Genomic DNA, 17,329 nt, shown 5'->3' on the forward strand with positions numbered 1-17,329 from the left:
GCCATAAAGGACCTTTATAACAATGAAATTGTAGCTTATCATATTAGCCATCGTCATGATATACAACTAGTTATCGATACGCTAAACAAGGCGAAAAAACAACGAAACGTGCAAGGGATTCTTTTGCATAGTGATCAAGGTTTCCAATACACTTCACGCCAATATAATGATTTCCTAAAAAAACATAAGATGAAAGCTAGTATGTCTAGAAAGGCGAATTGTTGGGACAATGCTTGTATGGAGAATTTCTTTAGTCATTTCAAAGCGGAGTGTTTTAATCTGAGTTCATTTCGTTCAGTAGAAGAAGTTAAATTTGCCGTACATAAGTATATTCATTTTTATAACCACCATCGTTTTCAGAAAAAATTAAAGAACCTGAGTCCATACGAATATCGAACTCAGGCTTCTTAACTATGCGTTTTAATTACTGTCTACTTGACAGGGGTCAGTACATATATGGCGGCTTATTAAAGGTATTAGCAAAAGAAAGTATTGTTCGTTTCTTTAAACATTTCGGACCAGTAATGGCAATTGGATTTAGTACATCTAGCTCTAATGCATCGCTTCCATTTGCAATGAAAACAGCACAAGATAAGCTTGGCGTTCCAAAAGCGATAAGCTCATTTGTACAACCACTAGGGGCAACTATTAATATGGATGGTACTGCCATTATGCAAGAAGTAGCCACTGTATTTATCGCTCAAGTATACGGAGTTGAACTTACATTACCGCAATTAGCTATGGTCGTATTAACTGCTGTACTAGCTAGTATCGGTACTGCTGGTGTACCTGGTGTTGGACTTGTAATGCTTACAATGGTTTTAAATCAAGTAAATCTACCAGTAGAAGGTATCGCTTTAATTATCGGTATTGACCGTATTCTAGATATGTCTAGAACAGCTGTAAACATTTCTGGTGATGCAATTTGCGCAATGATTGTCGCAAAATCAGAAGAAAAATATAATACGGATCAATCGGCAGCATCGTAAATCAAAAAAGGAGTGAATTATTTCACTCCTTTTTTGATTTACTCCCTTTTTTAGAACGATATTCTTTCCCTTTATTATCATTACCAGTTTCAAATTCAGTGCTAAATTCCTGATTAAACTGGCCGGACTTTGGTGATCCTTGATTACCGCTCCCTTTACTACCGTTACGATTCGTCATATTTCTCCCTCCTTCCTTGTATTAGTAGTATGGCGCTCTATCTTTTTTCATACACATTTTATTTATTAACATCTATTACACACGAAAGAAGATCTCCCATCTATAAGGAAGACCTTCTATTTTATCACGTAAGCGTTTTCTTGTTTATAATCACTTAAATAAGTTTTTTGGAAATTGAAATCATTACATTCATTTCATCTTCTGAAAGTGCAGAGAATCTTTCTTGTAAATATTGTTTTTTCGCATCTTCCATTTTCGCAACTAAATCTTTCCCTTGTTCTGTAATCTCTAAATACACAACTCGGCGATCTGATGTAGAACGTGAACGAGTTACAAAACCCTTATTAATTAATTTTTCTGTAACAGCTGTAATATGACTATTCGACACATTTAATTCATTTGCTACACGCGATACCATTTCTTTATTCGTACGATTTAATATTCTTAGGACGATGAATTCATTCCACGGTATGTAACCACCAAATATTTTTCCGATATCATTACGCAACGTGCGAAACATAGCAAACACATTTGTCGATAGTTCTTCCATTAATTGCTCTCGATTTTGAGACAACATTGACAGCTCCTTTTATTTCATTTAGTTAAATAAAAACCTTATTAATAATTTTACATGAAATCTTACTTTTTGTCACCTTATTTTCCCATAATTCGTAGTTTTTTAATATGTATTTCATGATAAAATGAAGTCAACTTCCAGAAAAAGGGGTATTTTAATGCATGAGGAGGATAGGTTCTCAAATCTCAGCCTAAAAGATAAAACAATTATCATTAGTATTATTGCTCTTTTTCTCATTATAGTTTTTACATTTATATTTTTTGTATATGTAGGAATCTTTCAAATTACAGGTATAGCGTATAGTTCACGTACTGCTTTACTTCTCTTTTTTTTATTAATCACTTTCTTAGATGGTATTACATTATTTATTTTCAGTTTCTTCAAAGCGCTGCTATATCCATTGACTCAAAACATGTCAAATTGGATTTCTCTCACTCTTTTCTCATTCATTGAAATTACACTAGATTGGTTCGTCATTCATACTGCTGATGATTGGATAGAAAGCGTACAAATGTCCAACTTAACTGAATTATGTGTCGTACTATTCTTTTTTCTATTAAATAAATTATTAAGTGACAAGAAAGAGTAAGAATACAAGCTTTTCTATATAAAAATTGGTACAATGAAAGCAAATCTTACTAAAGAGGTGTTAATTATGAACTTACAACAATGGGCTGATAAAGGTATGTCCTTTGATACATATGTGAATGAAATGCAAGTAAACCAATACGAGCTACTACACATTTACAATAATTTTTTAATTCCAAATGAATTACTTCCTGTATTAGAAGAACGTCAAAATGATGGCTGGCGTGTTATCGTATTAACTGCTGATTGGTGTGGCGATGCTCTTTTATGCGTACCTGTTATGAAACGAATTTCTGAAGTTGCAAATATTGATATGAGTTTATTAATTCGCGATGAAAACTTAGAATTAATGGATCAATATTTAACAAATGGAACAGCACGTGCGATTCCAATCTTTATTTTCATTGATAAAGATGGAAATGAACAAGCTGTTTGGGGACCACGCGCTCCAAAAGTACAAGAATTAGTAACTTCAATGCGCGCTACATTACCTGAAAAAGAAGATCCAACTTTCGAAGAAAAACAAAAAGAAATGTATGCTAATTTCCGTGCTACATTAGCTGATGATACTTCTCTTTGGGAACATGTAATGGAAAACATGATGGAAAAAGTAGTAAAATAAAAACCTGCCGAGCTCGGCAGGTTTTTTTATTACATAATGAAGAAATAGAATACCGCAGCTAAAATGAAACGATAATAAGCGAACGGTGTTAGTTTTACACGAGATAATAATTTCAAGAATGAAACAATTGCAAGCATCGCAACAACGAATGCAGTTACAAATCCTGTTACAAATAGCGTTATATCTGCTGAGCTTAATACATCCCAGCTTTTAATTAAATCTAAGCCACTTGCAGCTACCATCATCGGTACCGCTAAAATGAACGTATATTCAGCTGCCGCTGTATGCGACACGCGAGCTAATAAACCACCACTTATTGTAGAACCAGAACGAGAAAATCCTGGCCAAAGAGCTAAACATTGGAACATTCCAATTGTAAATGCCTGTTTATATGTGATTTCATCTAACGTTCTTGCTGTACTTGGTTTCGAAAACTTCTCAGCAACAATCATTAAAATACCACCGGCTACTAAGCTAATAACAACTGGTCCTGGACCAAATAAAACCTCTTTAATAGTGCTATGGAATAATACGCCAAGTACCCCGGCAGGAATCATCCCGATAATAATATGTAATAAATTTAACGATGGTCCGTCTGTTACTTTACCTATTCCAACTAACGACCATAGACGCTTCCAAAATATAACAACAACTGCTAAAATCGATCCCAATTGGATAACAACTTCAAAAACTTTCGCTCTCTCATCGTCAAATCCAATTAAATGTCCTGTTAAAATCATATGTCCTGTTGATGATACTGGTAGAAACTCTGTTAACCCTTCAACAGCACCCATGATTAAACCAATTAACCAATCAGCCACAAGTAGTGCCTCCTTAATAACAAATAATATGTAATTTTTTCACACCTTATCATAATACCTTATCCCTTTTCAAAGTGCATCCTTTTTTTATTGGCTTCATATGTTATAGGCGCGTATTTCTTTTCTAATCTTTGATTAAATTGTATGATAGTAAGAGTTTGTTTTTTTATACGGAAAGGGGATTTTATGAAAGAAACTACTTCATTCTCACAAAAGTTAAAGCAATTTGTATTACTATTTTTTCCGATTTTCGTAACGCAAATGTCATTATTTGCGATGAGTTTTTTTGATACAACGATGTCAGGACATGCAAGTCCAACTGATTTAGCAGGTGTGGCAATTGGAACAAGTATATGGATTCCAGTTAGTACGGGGTTAACAGGAATTTTAATGGCTACTACTCCCATTGTTGCACAGCTCGTTGGATCCAAGAAAAAAGAGGACGTTCCCCACGTTGTCATACAAGCAGTTTATTTAGCAATTTGTGCTAGCTTCGTTGTTATCCTCATCGGTTTTTTCGTCATTTCACCTATTTTAAATGGCATGCGCTTAGAAGAACCTGTGGAACGTATTGCAGCGCAATTTTTAAGTATTATCGCAATAGGAATTATACCTTTATTCACTTACACTGTTTTACGTGGATTTATTGATGCATTAGGAAAAACTCGAACAACGATGATTATTACATTATTATCATTACCAATTAATGTAATATTAAATTACCTATTAATTTTTGGTAACTTCGGTTTCCCAAAGCTCGGTGGTGCCGGAGCAGCAATTGCTTCCACTGCAACATATTGGTGCATTTTAATTATTACAGTCATTATTATTCAGACGAAAGAGCCTTTTGCCTCTTTCAACATTTTCAAACAATTATACCGACCTTCTCTTTCGAGTTGGATAGCATTCTTAAAACTTGGCGTCCCTATCGGATTTGCTATCTTTTTTGAAACGAGTATTTTCGCTGCGGTAACGCTCATGATGAGTAATTTTAGTACGACAACTATTGCAGCTCACCAAGCAGCTATGAACTTTGCTTCCTTGTTATATATGACTCCGCTAAGTTTAGCAATGGCAATGACTATTGCGGTTGGATTCGAAGTTGGAGCAAAACGTTACGATAATGCAAAACAATACGGACTGATTGGAATTGGATTAGCCCTTGCCTTTGCTTTATTATATTCGATTCTTCTCTACTTCTTTGACGATCAAATTGCTTCTATTTATACGACAGATGCAAAAGTTCATCATTTAGCAAAAGAATTTCTTATCTTTGCAATTTTATTTCAAATTTCAGATGCAATTGCAACCCCTGTACAAGGAGCTTTGCGTGGTTATAAAGATGTAAATGTTGCTCTAATTATGACTTTAATTGCTTATTGGATAATAGGTCTACCACTAGGTTACATATTAGCGACGTATACAGAATGGGCCGCGAAAGGCTATTGGATCGGTCTTATTATCGGTCTAGCATTTGGCGCTGCCTTCCTACTTATCCGTCTCTTTCAAGTACAACGAAAATATACAACACAAAACAGCCGCTAATAATAAAGCGGCTGTTTTCTTTATGCATATTTTTTCTTGTAACGTATAATATAATGAAAAAGAAAGGTGGGTACATATGGACGACAAAGAAAAAAAGCAATCATTCGATGAAGAATTTGCCCCTGAAATTTCACCTGGATATCGGCAAGATGTACATAAGCCACCTAAATATAAAAACACTTCGTTTTTAATGGGCATTACCATTTTCGCTGCTGTATTACTCATACTTATCATTTTCGTTTATTTTTGATGAAAGGTGGCCTATTATATGAAGAAACAAGATTCCAATCGTTCAAAAAGAACTGTTAAAACACAAAAAGGATATGCAGGAGATTCTGTTCATACTCTTAAACAAGTCGAGCAAGGGAATTTATATATTGCTCAAAAAGAACTTGGTCAACAAAATGAAAATCTTTAAAGGCCCTTTATTCCTTAAGGGTCTTTTTATCCGCATTAAGTAATACACCCTCAAATGTTCTATTGAGCAATGAATTTCCTTTATTGTACGCGCTGCTTTTGTTCTAGCACCATAAATATATTATTAACCTTTACAATTTTCACTTCATAATTCAATTTCATTTCGCTTCTCTTACTCTTACCATTTTCAGTACCCGCAACGTACGCTACAGCTTGATAAAGAAAACTCTCATTGGTCTCTTCACGTATCTCCTCGTTTGTAAATTTATACTCTAAATCTTGAAAACGATTTGGATAATAATTTCCCATTAATTGTTCATACCCTCTATTTAAAAATAGTTCTTCACCTTTTCGTTTCACATCTTCTTTATTAGTAGACCCAAACACTGATAGTTGCTCGGTCACAAAATGCTCTCCTACCTTTTTCATTTCATTATGAGTTAAGTTTTCTATACTTTTGTTCTTTAACTCTTTATTTAACTCGTACTGATCAATCGGTTTAAAGGTAGCAAAAACCTCCTCTTTATATGACCAAAACAATACAAAAGCGATACATAGAGAAATGATTAACAGTCTTTTTTTCGTAATACTCCCGCCCTTCTTCATAATAATAGATATATCTTAACATATAGAAAGAAAATTCTGATATCATAAAATAGAATAACTTAACTCAGAAACGAGGAACAATTATGGACTCTTACAAACATTATATAAAAGAAGCTTTGCCTAATCTTTCTATACATTCATATAAACAAAATGAAGAAGGATGGGATAATGTAGCAGTTATAGTAAATGATGAGCTACTGTTTCGTTTCCCGCGAAAACAGGAATATGCGATGCGAATTCCGTTAGAAAAAGAACTATGCGCAATTCTCACTCAATCACTACAAGAAATCGAAGTTCCACAATATCACCTAATTTATAAAAATGAATCTGATGAGGTTCCTCTTTTTAGTTACTATACTCTCATTCATGGTGAACCATTAAAAACAGAAACAGTTGCCACGCTGGAGGATCCAAAGCTGAAAGCAATTATTACACAATTAGCTACTTTCCTTGCGGTACTACATAGTATTCCTTTACACCAAGTTACAACGCTATGTTTCCCTATTGAAAAAACATGTACCTACTGGAAAGAGCTACAAACAAAATTAAACCAATATCTCACTACTAGCCTTACTTCATTACAGAAACTAGCCTTAAATCGCTTATTTGAAAATTTCTTTGCATGTTTAGCTACATCCACTTTTCAAAACACAATCATTCACGCTGATTTTACTCATCATCACATTTTATTTAACAAGCATAACAAAAGCATTTCAGGTGTTATCGATTTTGGTGATGCGCAAATTGGCGATCCTGCTTTTGATTTTGCAGGACTATATTATGATTTCGGACATGAGTTTACTACATCTGTATATGAACAGTACAGTACACTTATTTCTCATCATGATCCATTACTCATTCATCGTATTACTACCTTTTATCAATACAGTCCTTTACTACATAATATTATTTATAATTTTGAGTCAGAGAGTGAACTCGAATTCATTACAGGCACAGAACAGCTAAAAACGATATTACAGGGATGAGATTACATTCTCTCCCTATATACTCTCTCCTCATACATCATTAACTTTTTATCCATTTCAACAATAACTTTATACAATTGAAATGCCTGTAAAATTTGCAGTTGAATTTCAAAAGGAGCATTTTGTTCTTTTAACCATTGAAATACTTTTGTTTCATCTTTCATTGATTATTCCTCCCTTTATTCTGCTATTTGTGGGTAGCCCGATTAATGAGGGCTGATAATCAGTGGGTGATTGACAAAACCCCCACTGATTAAAGTTTCACTTTATTAAAATCTGCTACAAATATACCGTAAATGATGAAAAGCTTTTCATGTCAATAACAAAAAAGGATGCAAAGTTGCATCCTTTAATGAACTATATTTTTCTTCTGTTTCGCTTCTGTCTTTACTTCTTCCCCTTGGCATTCACTACGAAACGCACAACTTATACACTCAGAACGAAAATGACGCTCTGTATAATGCTCAGGTTGCTCTAACATTTCTTTCATTCTAGATAAATCAGCCATTCCAGTTATAATATTTTCCTGTTTCGGAATGTACTCATACTTAGTTCCTTCTATTAAATTAATAACTTCAATTTTTCCTGGAAGAACTCCGAAAGCTTTATAACTGAATACTGTCATTAGCTTCTGACAAAGAGCAAGCATTTCCTCATCTGCATCGACAACATACTTTTTAATTACAAACGACTCAGCACTCCACTCACCAACTTCAAATGTCAATGACATGTGGACACCTAACTCTTCCATATATGTTTGAAACTTCTCGTATAAAAATAATGGTGGTGTCTGACTATCATCCTTTTCAACGAACTGTAATAGGTGATCCGTTAGCTTCGCTAATACAATATAGTATTCCGTCTTCGAAGCAAACATATTAATCCTTACTTTTTTCCAATACTTTTCTATTAATATTAAAAGTACAATTTTCGTTTGTTGACCCGCAGGTAGCGTGTAATACTCGTTAATAATTTGATTGACAATCATTTGTGCTATTTGTTGCCATTCAAATGAAGAAGGTTCTCTTCTTTTTATGTGACGAAAATAAAATTTATGCGGACAACGCATAAAATCATACAAATGATAATCTGTCATCGTTTTGATTGAGATTTTCTCATGCACTTGCTCTTCATCTCCCTTCTGCCATTAAGAAAGGTGTTTTACAAATTCAGCTCCAAACTGTAAACATTTTTCTACATCTTCATCTTCTGGCGTTAATTCTACTTTTAGTCCTTCTAACACAACTGCTGCCCCGCGCTCTTGTAGCTTTTCTATTAAAATGTCAACTGCCACTCCGTATTTCGGATAAGCCGAATCACATGATCCGAATACTGCCGCTTTTTTCCCAGTTAAATCAATAGAATCCATTGCATCATAAAAATCTAAGAAATCATCAGGAAGATCGCCATCTCCCCAAGTGTATGCACCTAAAATAATTCCATCATACTGTTCTAATATAGAAGCTTCTGGTGAATCCATAATATCAATAACTTCAATTTCATTTTCTGTTTCACGAATTACGCCGGCAATATGGTCAGCCATTTCCTCTGTATTTCCACTCATACTTGCAAAAATCATTACTAACTTACTCAACTGAACCTCTCCCTTTACTTTGTATCTCTTTTTCTGTTTGAATGCTCTTCTTCTCATCTACATATTCAGACCGAATTACATTTCTTTGCCATTCCATATGCTGATCAACATCTTTATTTTTATCTTTTAATCCCCTCCGCAGAAGGTGAAAATTCTTTCTCATTAACATGTCGCATCCATCCTATTGATAATAATTATCAATTTCAACTACATTTAGATTAATTGACATTGATTACCAATGTCAATAACTATTTTTAAAAAAATGATTAAAATGTACAAGCTTGTCCGTTAGCTATTCATATACTATGAATGAGCATAGTTCTTTCTCAGCCCTCTCTGACGGAAAGAAATAAAAGCAACTGCAATAGAGTGCAGTTGCCTTTTTTTGTTTTTCTATAATTTTAGTAATCTTATAGTCGTCTCTAAAAATAGCTCCACTCCACAAATTAATGCTGATTCATCCACGTCAAATTTCGGATGATGATGTGGATAACAAGTATATATATTTTCATTACCTGTTCCTAATTTAATGAAACAACCAGGTGCTTTTCTTAAATATGCTGAAAAATCTTCTCCACCCATAGAAGGTTCAAGCTTCACAACACGCTCATTCCCAAACAAATGTAGTGCACTTTCTTCTACTATTTTCGTAATATATTCATCATTAATAACCGGATCATATCCATATCGATACGTATATGTATACGATCCTCCATGTGCTTCTGTAATTCCTTTCACAATTTTCTCGATTTTCCCTTCTGCTTCCACCCTCAATGCTTGATTAAATGAACGAACAGTTCCCATTAAAGTTGCTGTACTAGGAATAATATTGTCAGCCGTTCCCCCATGAAATTGTGTAACTGAAACTACCCTTTGCATAAAAGCACTTGTATTTCTTGATACGATATGTTGTAGATTTGTAATAATCTGTGCTCCGATAGCAATAGGATCTATCGTTTCTTCTGGTCGCGCCGCATGTCCTCCTTTGCCTTGAATCTCAACTGTAAATACGTCTGGAGCTGCCATCATCGGTCCATATGCAATTCCTATCTTTCCACTCTCAAGTCCTGACATAACATGTAAACCTATTACATAATCAACACCGTCCATTACACCTGCCTCAACCATTTCTTGTCCCCCACCGGGATACACCTCTTCTGCGTGCTGAAAGAATAGACGAATCTCACCTGCAAAATCTTCCTTTATATTTGATAACACCTCTGCTGTACTTAATAAAATAGCTGCGTGAGCATCGTGCCCACATGCATGCATCATTCCTTTATTCACAGATGTATAAGATTTACTTGTCTCCTCTTGAATTGGCAAAGCGTCTATATCAGCTCGAATCGCAATTACTTTCCCTTGCTTCACACCTCTTTTAATTGCTAGTACACTATACTTCGTCGGTCTCGTTACTTCAAAAGAAGAAAATGAGCATAATGTATCATATATAAATTGCGAAGTTTCTTTTTCATGAAATGATAATTCCGGATACTTATGGAAATGCCTTCTCCATTTCACGATATTTTCTTCCGAAATTAGATTCTTCCACACTCTATTCATGATAATTTCCTCCTTTTCAAAAGAACTAGAAATTTAAAAGTTTACTCCGTCTTAAATGATTAATAAAAACAAACACTGTATTTTTACGTATTCTTATAGTCCACTTTTATGTATTCACACAATCCACTTTCTATTTACATGTCAAACCCATTACAAATTCATGCTGAATGTAATATAATTGCTAAGTTAGGGATTTTCTTTTTTAGTATTTAGTGCTAATATCAAAAAAGAGCCTTTTGACTTATTTTTACCTAAAATGTGGGATTTTGTTTTTTTCACAATAATGTAGGACATGATACCTACAAAGAGCTATTATTTCATTAAGAGAGGGAAAGACATGGAAAGATTAAAAGAGATATGGTCTCGACCACTCACACAATGGGTTGCAAAGACGGTTTATTATCTTGCAATTTTATTTGCATTACTTTGGTTGTATGGATTCCATGATACAAACACAAGTACATTTATTTACAATGAATTCTAGGGTGGGAACGTTATGAAGTTATTAGAACAAATTGAAAAGTGGGCTGCAGAAACGCCTGATCAAACCGCTTTTGTTTGGCGAGATGCGAAAATTACGTACAAACAATTAAAGGAAGATTCTGATGCGTTGGCACATTGGATTTCTTCTGAGTATCCAGACGATCGTTCACCAATTATGGTGTATGGCCATATGCAACCTGAAATGATTATTAACTTTTTAGGATGTGTAAAAGCTGGACATGCTTACATTCCTGTAGATTTATCTATCCCAGCTGATCGTGTACAACGTATTGCTGAAAATTCTGGTGCGAAATTACTTTTATCGGCAACAGCAGTAACTGTAACTGATTTACCAGTTCGCATCGTAAGTGAAGACAACTTAAAAGATATTTTCTTTACTCATAAAGGGAACACTCCAAATCCTGAACATGCGGTAAAAGGTGATGAGAACTTCTACATTATTTACACATCAGGAAGCACAGGTAATCCGAAAGGGGTTCAGATTACTTATAACTGCCTTGTTAGCTTTACAAAATGGGCTGTAGAAGATTTCAACTTACAAACAGGGCAAGTATTCTTAAACCAAGCACCTTTCTCATTTGATTTATCTGTAATGGATATTTACCCATCATTAGTAACAGGTGGTACACTTTGGGCAATCGATAAAGATATGATTGCGCGTCCAAAAGACTTGTTTGCTTCTTTAGAGCAATCGGATATTCAAGTATGGACTTCCACACCTTCTTTCGCTGAAATGTGTTTAATGGAAGCATCTTTCTCTGAGAGTATGCTACCGAACATGAAAACATTCTTATTCTGCGGTGAAGTGTTACCAAATGAAGTAGCTAGAAAATTAATTGAGCGTTTCCCTAAAGCAACAATTATGAATACGTATGGTCCAACAGAAGCTACTGTCGCTGTAACAGGTATTCACGTTACAGAAGAAGTGCTTGATCAATACAAATCACTTCCAGTTGGCTATTGTAAATCAGACTGTCGCCTTCTTATTATGAAAGAAGATGGCACGATCGCACCTGATGGTGAAAAAGGTGAAATCGTAATTGTCGGTCCAAGCGTAAGCGTTGGATATTTAGGAAGCCCTGAATTAACAGAAAAAGCATTTACTATGATTGACGGTGAGCGCGCCTATAAAACAGGCGATGCTGGCTATGTTGAAAATGGTCTTCTATTCTATAATGGTCGTCTTGATTTCCAAATTAAGCTGCATGGTTATCGAATGGAATTAGAAGAAATTGAGCATCACCTTCGTGCGTGTTCTTACGTAGAAGGAGCAGTTATCGTTCCAATTAAAAAAGGTGAGAAATACGATTATTTATTAGCGGTTGTTGTTCCTGGGGAGCATTCGTTTGAAAAAGAATTCAAATTAACATCTGCAATCAAAAAAGAACTCAATGAGCGATTACCAAACTACATGATTCCACGTAAATTCATGTATCAATCTTCTATTCCAATGACACCAAATGGAAAGGTAGATCGCAAAAAATTATTGAGTGAGGTTACAGCATGACCGCATATGGATCATTTTATTTTTTCGCTATAGTGGGCATTTTATTAATACCTACTATCATAGCTGGATTAAAAGGTAAAATGTTGCGCAAATATAATGCCGTTTTAACATTAGTCATGATTGCTATTATCTTCTCAGATAAACCAAAGCAAGCAATGATGCTAGCTGCATTTATTATTTGGCAATATGTCCTTATTAAAGGCTATTTAATTTTAAGAAAACAAAATAATAGTACATTCATGTTTTGTGTAGCTGTTATTTTATCGATTTTGCCACTTATTTTGGCAAAAGTCGCACCATTTGTACCTGAATTGCATTTTATTGTTTTCGCAGGTATGTCTTATGTAACATTTAGAGCTGTACAAATGGTCTTTGAAGTTCGTGATAATTTAATTAAAGAACTTTCCTTCTTTAATTTCTGGGAATTCGTTTTATTCTTCCCTGCGATTTCAAGTGGACCTATCGATCGTTACCGTAGATTCCAAAAAGATATTCAAAAGCCGCCTAGTGCTGAGGAATATCAAAAGTTACTATATACAGGGTTTAACCGTATTTTCCAAGGTTTCCTGTATAAATTTATAATCGCGCACTTGATAACAACATATCTTGTAAAGGCTGTATTCGCCAATCAAGATACACTTTTATCTAATGTGATTTTTATGTACGCTACTAGCATGCAATTATTCTTTGACTTTGCAGGTTATAGTGCGTTCGTAATTGGTATCAGTTATATGATGGGAATTAAAACGCCAGAAAACTTTAATAAGCCATTCCTTAGTCGTAATATTAAAGACTTCTGGAACCGCTGGCACATGAGTTTATCATTCTGGTTCCGTGATTTTATTTACATGCGTTTCGTCTTTTTTGCAACGAAGAAAAAGTTAATTAAAAACCGTTACACCATTTCGTATATCGGGGCATTTTTAAACTTCTTCATTATGGGAATTTGGCACATCCAAGGAAGCGCTGTTGCGCAGTATGTTATTTATGGTCTATACCATGCCGCACTGTTTATTTTATTCGATATTTTTGAACGAAAAAACAAGAAGCATAAGTTTTGGCCAAACAATAAATTTACACACATCCTTGCGATTGTAATTACGTTCCACGTTGTATGTTTCGGTTTCCTAATCTTCTCTGGACACCTTAACAGATACTTTTAATGCACCCTTCTTATTCCATTAAGAAGTTGCACATATAATATATTTCGGATATAAAGGAGATTTTAAAAATGGCAGAATTCAAAGAGCAAGTATTAGATATTTTAGAAGAAGTATGTGAAAACGATATTGTGAAAGAAAACTTAGATGTTCAATTATTTGAAGAAGGTATCCTTGATTCTTTCGCTGTAGTATCTTTATTAGTTGAATTCCAAGAGCGTTTAGATATTGAAGTTTCTATTTCTGATTTTGACCGTGACGAGTGGGCTACACCAAACATGGTTATTAAAAAGTTGGAAGAAATCCGATGAACAAAGCAAAATTTGGTCCGATGCTTTTAGCATTGGCCCTTTTTGCTGTATTCTTACTTATTCCAACGCGCTTCCTACTTCCACTTTTAAGTGATGAAAAAGTAGAACAAGCTGCTACTTCTTTAAAAGAAGAAAAAATTCAAAGTATGATTTTACAGCAAAAGATGTTAGCAAATCCAAAATATCTTCCGATGTACGGTTCATCGGAATTCGCACGTATGGATGCTTTCCATCCATCTAATTATTTTAAAGTAAAGCCTGAAGGATTTACGCCATTCCTTCTTGGACGCGGCGGAACACAAGACCTTGTACATGTGTTAAACTTCGCATCTACAATGGATCAATTGAAAGATAAGAAAATGGTATTCGTTCTTTCTCCGCAATGGTTTGTACCACAAGGTATTGATGAAACGCACTTTGCACCTAACTTTTCAAAGCAACAAGGTTACCATTTCATTTTCAACAATGATTTAAAACCTGAAATGAAAAAACAAATTGCAAAGCGTTTATTAAACTTTGAGATTGTAAAAAAAGAAACTTTATTAAAAATTTCGCTTGAAGGCATTGCTTATGATGATACGAAGTATAAAGTAAAAGCACTTGCTGCTAAACCTTTCGCTTATATTTATCGTAACATTTTAGATCGTAAAGATTTATTTACAGCTATGTTTAATATTAAACCGCACAAAGAAAAGCTTGATCCTTCATTAAAACAAATGAACTGGGAAGAGGCTCGTAAACATGCGGATCAAACAGGTGCAGTAGAATCTGGATCTAATGAATACGGTATTGAAGATGATTATTTCAATAGCAAAATTAAGAAAAAATTAAAGCAACGTGAAGGTTACTTAAAAAATGATGCTTATGACCAATCGCCAGAATATGAAGATTTACAAATTGTACTTGATTTATTAAAACAATCTGGTGCAAAACCACTCTTCATTTCTGTTCCTGTCAAAGGTCCTTGGTACGACTACGCTGGATTCCCGAAAGAACGCCGCGAAGCATACTATAAGAAAGTTCATGAGCAAATCGAAAAAGCTGGTTATCCAATTGCCGACTTCTCAAATCATGAATACGATAAATACTTCTTAAAAGATCATATGCACTTAGGTTGGAAAGGCTGGGTTTACATCGACGAAGCCATCCAACAATTTTATAAAGCAAACTAATGAAAAGACCGCTTGAATTACTCAAGTGGTCTTTTTGTATATATTTTGTAATTGCTCGATTGCATTCTCCGCTTCTTTCATAACTCGCTCCACTACATGCTGAGCTGATTCGATTCGTGCCAACGATGCTGCCTGTCCTGCCCAAAGTGACATATATTCTTCCTTATTTTGCTTCGCTGCCTCTTGGCGTATTTTAGAAGTTAATACGTTTTGCACTGGATACATCGGAAGCCCTTCTTCTTTTCCTTCATGTCTCTCTATAAATTCATTCCGGATACCCCGTGCATATTTCCCGGAAAACGCACGAGTTACCGTTGTGCTCGTATCTGTACTATGTAAAACCGCTTCTTTATACACATCGTGCGTAATACTCTCTTCACTTGTTAAAAAGGCCGATCCCATTTGAACACCTTCTGCTCCTAGTGCCAATGCCGCAACAAGCCCTTGTCCGTTCATTACACCACCTGCTGCGACAATTGGGATATGCGGAACAGCCCCTACTAACTGAGGTATTAACGCAAAAGTACCAATCATAGCATCTTGTTCTTTCCCGACAAATGTTCCTCTATGCCCCCCTGCCTCGCTGCCTTGACCGACAATTATATCTACCCCTAATTCTGCAAGTACTTTTGCTTCTGTCACATGGGTAGCTGTTCCGATAACCTTTATTCCACTTCTTTTTAAGTCATCTATTTCTTCTTTTTCTAACGTTTGAAATGCAAAGCTAACGACCGGTACTTTTTCTTCTAATAACACTTGTAATTGTTCCTTATAGCTTTTTGGAAGCTTTAACGTTCCTTCTACTTCTATACCTAATTCTCTATTCACTCCGCTTAGTAATATTTTCGCCTCATTTACCTTCTCTTCTTCTATTTGTATCTCTTTCGTTACAAGTAAATTAACACCGAAAGGCTTATCTGTTAGTTCTCTTATTCTATAAATCGCTTCACCAATTTGTTCTGGGCTCATATAGCCCGCCCCAAGCGTCCCTAATCCTCCGCTATTACTTACTGCTGCAACGAGTTCTGGCGTCGTAATCGCGCCTGCCATACCGGCTTGAACAACAGGATACTCAATTTTTAATATGTCTGTTACTCGACTTGTAAACATCATTTTCCCTCCTATTTTCCTTATATCTTCTTTATTTGATAAGCTTTCCCCTGCTTTTGCAAGGGTTGAACTTCATATGAAGCGAATATATTGAAAGAGAAGGAGGCTGAGCTTAATGATTTATCCAAATGCATTAAAACAAGGTGATACAGTAATGATTATTGCACCATCTGGTCCACCTACAATCGAAAATGTATTAAAAGGTGTGAATGTATTACAAGAGATGGGGTTATCCGTAATAATCGGGAAGAGTGTTTACGAGAAATATGGATTTTTAGCCGGAAGTGATCAAGTTCGGCTTGACGATATACATGAAGCATTTACAAATAATGAAGTGAAGGCAATTTTTTGTGCACGAGGTGGTTATGGAAGTGCTCGTCTTCTTCCTCACATTCAATATGAAGTTATTAGGCAGAATCCAAAAATCTTTTGGGGATATAGCGATATTACAGCTTTACATACTGCTGTTTCACGTTATGCAAAGCTTATAACATTTCATGGTCCGATGATTGAAGAACTAGGAAAAGGTATTGATTCCCTATCTTTATCCTCTTTTAATCAGCTATTCCATCCGTATTCAACCATTTTATCTGCATCAGAATGTATCGTACCTAGCTCCCACAGTACAGTTACAAGTACGTTAGTTGGAGGAAATTTAGCTGTGTTAGCAAGTATAATTGGCTCGCCCTACGAGATAAATACGGACAATACACTTTTATTACTTGAAGACATTGGTGAAGAACCGTACCGCATTGACCGTATGTTAAATCAGCTACTTTTATCTGGAAAGTTTAATAAATGCAGGGGCGTTATTTTCACAAGTTGTCACGACTGCACTCCTTCAAAGCCATCTCAATCATTGCAAACAATATTATATGAATATTTCGCGCCATATCATATACCTGTCCTATTCGATTTACCAATTGGACATATAAGTCCAAACATCGGTATTCCACTTGGAGCTACAGCGACAATAAACACGAATAATAAAACAGTCTCTATTTCTTCTGGTATAGCCACTTCATATTCAAATTAAAAAGTAAAAGGAAAAGCGATTACGCTTTTCCTTTTACTTTTAC

23 protein-coding genes and 1 pseudogene are annotated in these 17,329 nt (G+C 35.1%); 14 read left to right on the top strand and 10 right to left on the bottom strand.

Annotation, left to right across the window (positions count from 1 at the left end; all coding sequences use genetic code 11):
• Positions 1-411: IS3 family transposase (locus MR168_RS03730; RefSeq protein ID WP_242291192.1), on the top strand; the 411-nt coding region annotated here is incomplete at its 5' end.
• A gap of 38 nt (positions 412-449) precedes the next feature.
• A pseudogene (locus MR168_RS03735) lies at positions 450-989 on the top strand (dicarboxylate/amino acid:cation symporter); the annotation flags it as partial.
• Between the two features lie 22 nt (positions 990-1,011).
• Here MR168_RS03735 and MR168_RS03740 read toward each other — a convergent pair.
• Positions 1,012-1,167: a hypothetical protein gene (locus MR168_RS03740; protein WP_000184928.1), complete on the bottom strand. Its 156-nt coding sequence runs from the start codon at positions 1,165-1,167 to the stop codon at positions 1,012-1,014.
• A gap of 154 nt (positions 1,168-1,321) precedes the next feature.
• On the bottom strand, positions 1,322-1,741 hold the full coding sequence (locus MR168_RS03745) for a MarR family winged helix-turn-helix transcriptional regulator (protein ID WP_000081432.1): 420 nt from the start codon (positions 1,739-1,741) through the stop codon (positions 1,322-1,324).
• A gap of 160 nt (positions 1,742-1,901) precedes the next feature.
• Here MR168_RS03745 and MR168_RS03750 point away from each other — a divergent pair, with 160 nt between their 5' ends.
• Together MR168_RS03750 and MR168_RS03755 are read left to right on the top strand one after the other, a co-directional pair.
• Entirely contained in the window at positions 1,902-2,333 is a 432-nt protein-coding gene (locus MR168_RS03750) for a regulatory YrvL family protein (RefSeq protein ID WP_000544069.1), read from the top strand.
• 33 nt (positions 2,334-2,366) lie between these two features.
• Positions 2,367-2,954 (top strand): thioredoxin family protein, encoded by a 588-nt coding sequence (locus MR168_RS03755; protein WP_002023667.1) that lies wholly within the window; start codon positions 2,367-2,369, stop codon positions 2,952-2,954.
• A 29-nt stretch (positions 2,955-2,983) separates the two neighbouring features.
• Here MR168_RS03755 and uppP read toward each other — a convergent pair whose 3' ends face one another.
• On the bottom strand, positions 2,984-3,775 hold the full coding sequence (gene uppP, locus MR168_RS03760) for a bacitracin resistance undecaprenyl-diphosphatase (RefSeq protein ID WP_000796256.1): 792 nt from the start codon (positions 3,773-3,775) through the stop codon (positions 2,984-2,986).
• A 186-nt stretch (positions 3,776-3,961) separates the two neighbouring features.
• On the opposite strand from uppP, the gene MR168_RS03765 reads away from it, so the two are divergent.
• The 3 genes from MR168_RS03765 (at position 3,962) to MR168_RS03775 (ending at position 5,738) form a co-directional block, all read left to right on the top strand.
• Positions 3,962-5,320 carry an MATE family efflux transporter gene (locus tag MR168_RS03765; protein WP_242291193.1) on the top strand — a complete coding sequence of 453 codons (1,359 nt, stop codon included), beginning with the start codon at positions 3,962-3,964 and terminating at the stop codon, positions 5,318-5,320.
• Positions 5,321-5,396: 76 nt separating this feature from the next.
• Complete coding sequence (locus MR168_RS03770; protein ID WP_000341062.1) at positions 5,397-5,570, top strand: hypothetical protein; 174 nt, start codon at positions 5,397-5,399, stop codon at positions 5,568-5,570.
• Between the two features lie 18 nt (positions 5,571-5,588).
• Complete coding sequence (locus tag MR168_RS03775; protein ID WP_000743742.1) at positions 5,589-5,738, top strand: hypothetical protein; 150 nt, start codon at positions 5,589-5,591, stop codon at positions 5,736-5,738.
• A gap of 80 nt (positions 5,739-5,818) precedes the next feature.
• Here MR168_RS03775 and MR168_RS03780 read toward each other — a convergent pair whose 3' ends face one another.
• Complete coding sequence (locus MR168_RS03780; protein ID WP_000715254.1) at positions 5,819-6,343, bottom strand: hypothetical protein; 525 nt, start codon at positions 6,341-6,343, stop codon at positions 5,819-5,821.
• An 83-nt stretch (positions 6,344-6,426) separates the two neighbouring features.
• Here MR168_RS03780 and MR168_RS03785 point away from each other — a divergent pair, with 83 nt between their 5' ends.
• Positions 6,427-7,329: an aminoglycoside phosphotransferase family protein gene (locus MR168_RS03785; RefSeq protein WP_242291194.1), complete on the top strand. Its 903-nt coding sequence runs from the start codon at positions 6,427-6,429 to the stop codon at positions 7,327-7,329.
• A 2-nt stretch (positions 7,330-7,331) separates the two neighbouring features.
• On the opposite strand, the gene MR168_RS03790 is transcribed toward MR168_RS03785, so the two are convergent.
• The 5 genes from MR168_RS03790 to amaA all read right to left on the bottom strand — a co-directional run bounded on the left by MR168_RS03790 (position 7,332) and on the right by amaA (position 10,486).
• Positions 7,332-7,493: a hypothetical protein gene (locus MR168_RS03790; protein ID WP_000651086.1), complete on the bottom strand. Its 162-nt coding sequence runs from the start codon at positions 7,491-7,493 to the stop codon at positions 7,332-7,334.
• A gap of 185 nt (positions 7,494-7,678) precedes the next feature.
• Positions 7,679-8,452 (bottom strand): hypothetical protein, encoded by a 774-nt coding sequence (locus MR168_RS03795; RefSeq protein ID WP_016122159.1) that lies wholly within the window; start codon positions 8,450-8,452, stop codon positions 7,679-7,681.
• Positions 8,453-8,476: 24 nt separating this feature from the next.
• Positions 8,477-8,923: a flavodoxin gene (locus MR168_RS03800; protein ID WP_000041153.1), complete on the bottom strand. Its 447-nt coding sequence runs from the start codon at positions 8,921-8,923 to the stop codon at positions 8,477-8,479.
• Complete coding sequence (locus MR168_RS03805; RefSeq protein ID WP_000929023.1) at positions 8,916-9,092, bottom strand: hypothetical protein; 177 nt, start codon at positions 9,090-9,092, stop codon at positions 8,916-8,918. Before MR168_RS03805 ends, MR168_RS03800 begins: the two co-directional genes overlap by 8 nt.
• A gap of 224 nt (positions 9,093-9,316) precedes the next feature.
• A complete protein-coding gene (gene amaA / locus MR168_RS03810; RefSeq protein ID WP_006928846.1) occupies positions 9,317-10,486 on the bottom strand; it encodes an N-acyl-aliphatic-L-amino acid amidohydrolase in 1,170 nt (389 codons plus the stop codon).
• A gap of 337 nt (positions 10,487-10,823) precedes the next feature.
• Here amaA and MR168_RS03815 point away from each other — a divergent pair, with 337 nt between their 5' ends.
• The 5 genes from MR168_RS03815 to dltD all read left to right on the top strand — a co-directional run bounded on the left by MR168_RS03815 (position 10,824) and on the right by dltD (position 15,140).
• The gene (locus MR168_RS03815; protein WP_000440293.1) at positions 10,824-10,970 is read left to right on the top strand and encodes a teichoic acid D-Ala incorporation-associated protein DltX; all 147 of its coding nucleotides are present in this window, start codon (positions 10,824-10,826) and stop codon (positions 10,968-10,970) included.
• Between the two features lie 12 nt (positions 10,971-10,982).
• Positions 10,983-12,497 (top strand): D-alanine--poly(phosphoribitol) ligase subunit DltA, encoded by a 1,515-nt coding sequence (gene dltA, locus MR168_RS03820; RefSeq protein WP_000770505.1) that lies wholly within the window; start codon positions 10,983-10,985, stop codon positions 12,495-12,497.
• Positions 12,494-13,660 carry a D-alanyl-lipoteichoic acid biosynthesis protein DltB gene (gene dltB / locus MR168_RS03825; protein ID WP_016122158.1) on the top strand — a complete coding sequence of 389 codons (1,167 nt, stop codon included), beginning with the start codon at positions 12,494-12,496 and terminating at the stop codon, positions 13,658-13,660. Before dltA ends, dltB begins: the two co-directional genes overlap by 4 nt.
• Before the next feature lie 68 nt (positions 13,661-13,728).
• Positions 13,729-13,968: a D-alanine--poly(phosphoribitol) ligase subunit DltC gene (dltC, locus tag MR168_RS03830; protein WP_000807310.1), complete on the top strand. Its 240-nt coding sequence runs from the start codon at positions 13,729-13,731 to the stop codon at positions 13,966-13,968.
• A complete protein-coding gene (dltD, locus tag MR168_RS03835) occupies positions 13,965-15,140 on the top strand; it encodes a D-alanyl-lipoteichoic acid biosynthesis protein DltD (RefSeq protein ID WP_001030287.1) in 1,176 nt (391 codons plus the stop codon). Before dltC ends, dltD begins: the two co-directional genes overlap by 4 nt.
• A 21-nt stretch (positions 15,141-15,161) precedes the next feature.
• Here dltD and MR168_RS03840 read toward each other — a convergent pair whose 3' ends face one another.
• Entirely contained in the window at positions 15,162-16,250 is a 1,089-nt protein-coding gene (locus tag MR168_RS03840) for an NAD(P)H-dependent flavin oxidoreductase (protein WP_000495274.1), read from the bottom strand.
• Positions 16,251-16,365: 115 nt separating this feature from the next.
• Here MR168_RS03840 and MR168_RS03845 point away from each other — a divergent pair, with 115 nt between their 5' ends.
• On the top strand, positions 16,366-17,286 hold the full coding sequence (locus MR168_RS03845; protein ID WP_016122156.1) for a S66 peptidase family protein: 921 nt from the start codon (positions 16,366-16,368) through the stop codon (positions 17,284-17,286).
• The last annotated feature ends 43 nt before the right edge of the window (positions 17,287-17,329 follow it).

This window comes from Bacillus cereus group sp. BfR-BA-01356 (assembly GCF_022663635.1).
Classification (GTDB): Bacteria; Bacillota; Bacilli; order Bacillales; family Bacillaceae_G; genus Bacillus_A; species Bacillus_A cereus.

What these genes read in the sequence shown, in the direction of transcription:
- MR168_RS03740 (WP_000184928.1), bottom strand. Translation starts at nt 1,167, where the DNA reads ATGACGAATCGTAACGGTAGTAAAGGGAGCGGTAATCAAGGATCACCA.
- MR168_RS03750 (WP_000544069.1), top strand. Translation starts at nt 1,902, where the DNA reads ATGCATGAGGAGGATAGGTTCTCAAATCTCAGCCTAAAAGATAAAACA.
- MR168_RS03755 (WP_002023667.1), top strand. Translation starts at nt 2,367, where the DNA reads ATGAAAGCAAATCTTACTAAAGAGGTGTTAATTATGAACTTACAACAA.
- MR168_RS03765 (WP_242291193.1), top strand. Translation starts at nt 3,962, where the DNA reads ATGAAAGAAACTACTTCATTCTCACAAAAGTTAAAGCAATTTGTATTA.
- MR168_RS03770 (WP_000341062.1), top strand. Translation starts at nt 5,397, where the DNA reads ATGGACGACAAAGAAAAAAAGCAATCATTCGATGAAGAATTTGCCCCT.
- MR168_RS03775 (WP_000743742.1), top strand. Translation starts at nt 5,589, where the DNA reads ATGAAGAAACAAGATTCCAATCGTTCAAAAAGAACTGTTAAAACACAA.
- MR168_RS03780 (WP_000715254.1), bottom strand. Translation starts at nt 6,343, where the DNA reads ATGAAGAAGGGCGGGAGTATTACGAAAAAAAGACTGTTAATCATTTCT.
- MR168_RS03785 (WP_242291194.1), top strand. Translation starts at nt 6,427, where the DNA reads ATGGACTCTTACAAACATTATATAAAAGAAGCTTTGCCTAATCTTTCT.
- MR168_RS03790 (WP_000651086.1), bottom strand. Translation starts at nt 7,493, where the DNA reads ATGAAAGATGAAACAAAAGTATTTCAATGGTTAAAAGAACAAAATGCT.
- MR168_RS03805 (WP_000929023.1), bottom strand. Translation starts at nt 9,092, where the DNA reads ATGTTAATGAGAAAGAATTTTCACCTTCTGCGGAGGGGATTAAAAGAT.
- amaA (WP_006928846.1), bottom strand. Translation starts at nt 10,486, where the DNA reads ATGAATAGAGTGTGGAAGAATCTAATTTCGGAAGAAAATATCGTGAAA.
- MR168_RS03815 (WP_000440293.1), top strand. Translation starts at nt 10,824, where the DNA reads ATGGAAAGATTAAAAGAGATATGGTCTCGACCACTCACACAATGGGTT.
- dltA (WP_000770505.1), top strand. Translation starts at nt 10,983, where the DNA reads ATGAAGTTATTAGAACAAATTGAAAAGTGGGCTGCAGAAACGCCTGAT.
- dltB (WP_016122158.1), top strand. Translation starts at nt 12,494, where the DNA reads ATGACCGCATATGGATCATTTTATTTTTTCGCTATAGTGGGCATTTTA.
- dltC (WP_000807310.1), top strand. Translation starts at nt 13,729, where the DNA reads ATGGCAGAATTCAAAGAGCAAGTATTAGATATTTTAGAAGAAGTATGT.
- dltD (WP_001030287.1), top strand. Translation starts at nt 13,965, where the DNA reads ATGAACAAAGCAAAATTTGGTCCGATGCTTTTAGCATTGGCCCTTTTT.
- MR168_RS03840 (WP_000495274.1), bottom strand. Translation starts at nt 16,250, where the DNA reads ATGTTTACAAGTCGAGTAACAGACATATTAAAAATTGAGTATCCTGTT.
- MR168_RS03845 (WP_016122156.1), top strand. Translation starts at nt 16,366, where the DNA reads ATGATTTATCCAAATGCATTAAAACAAGGTGATACAGTAATGATTATT.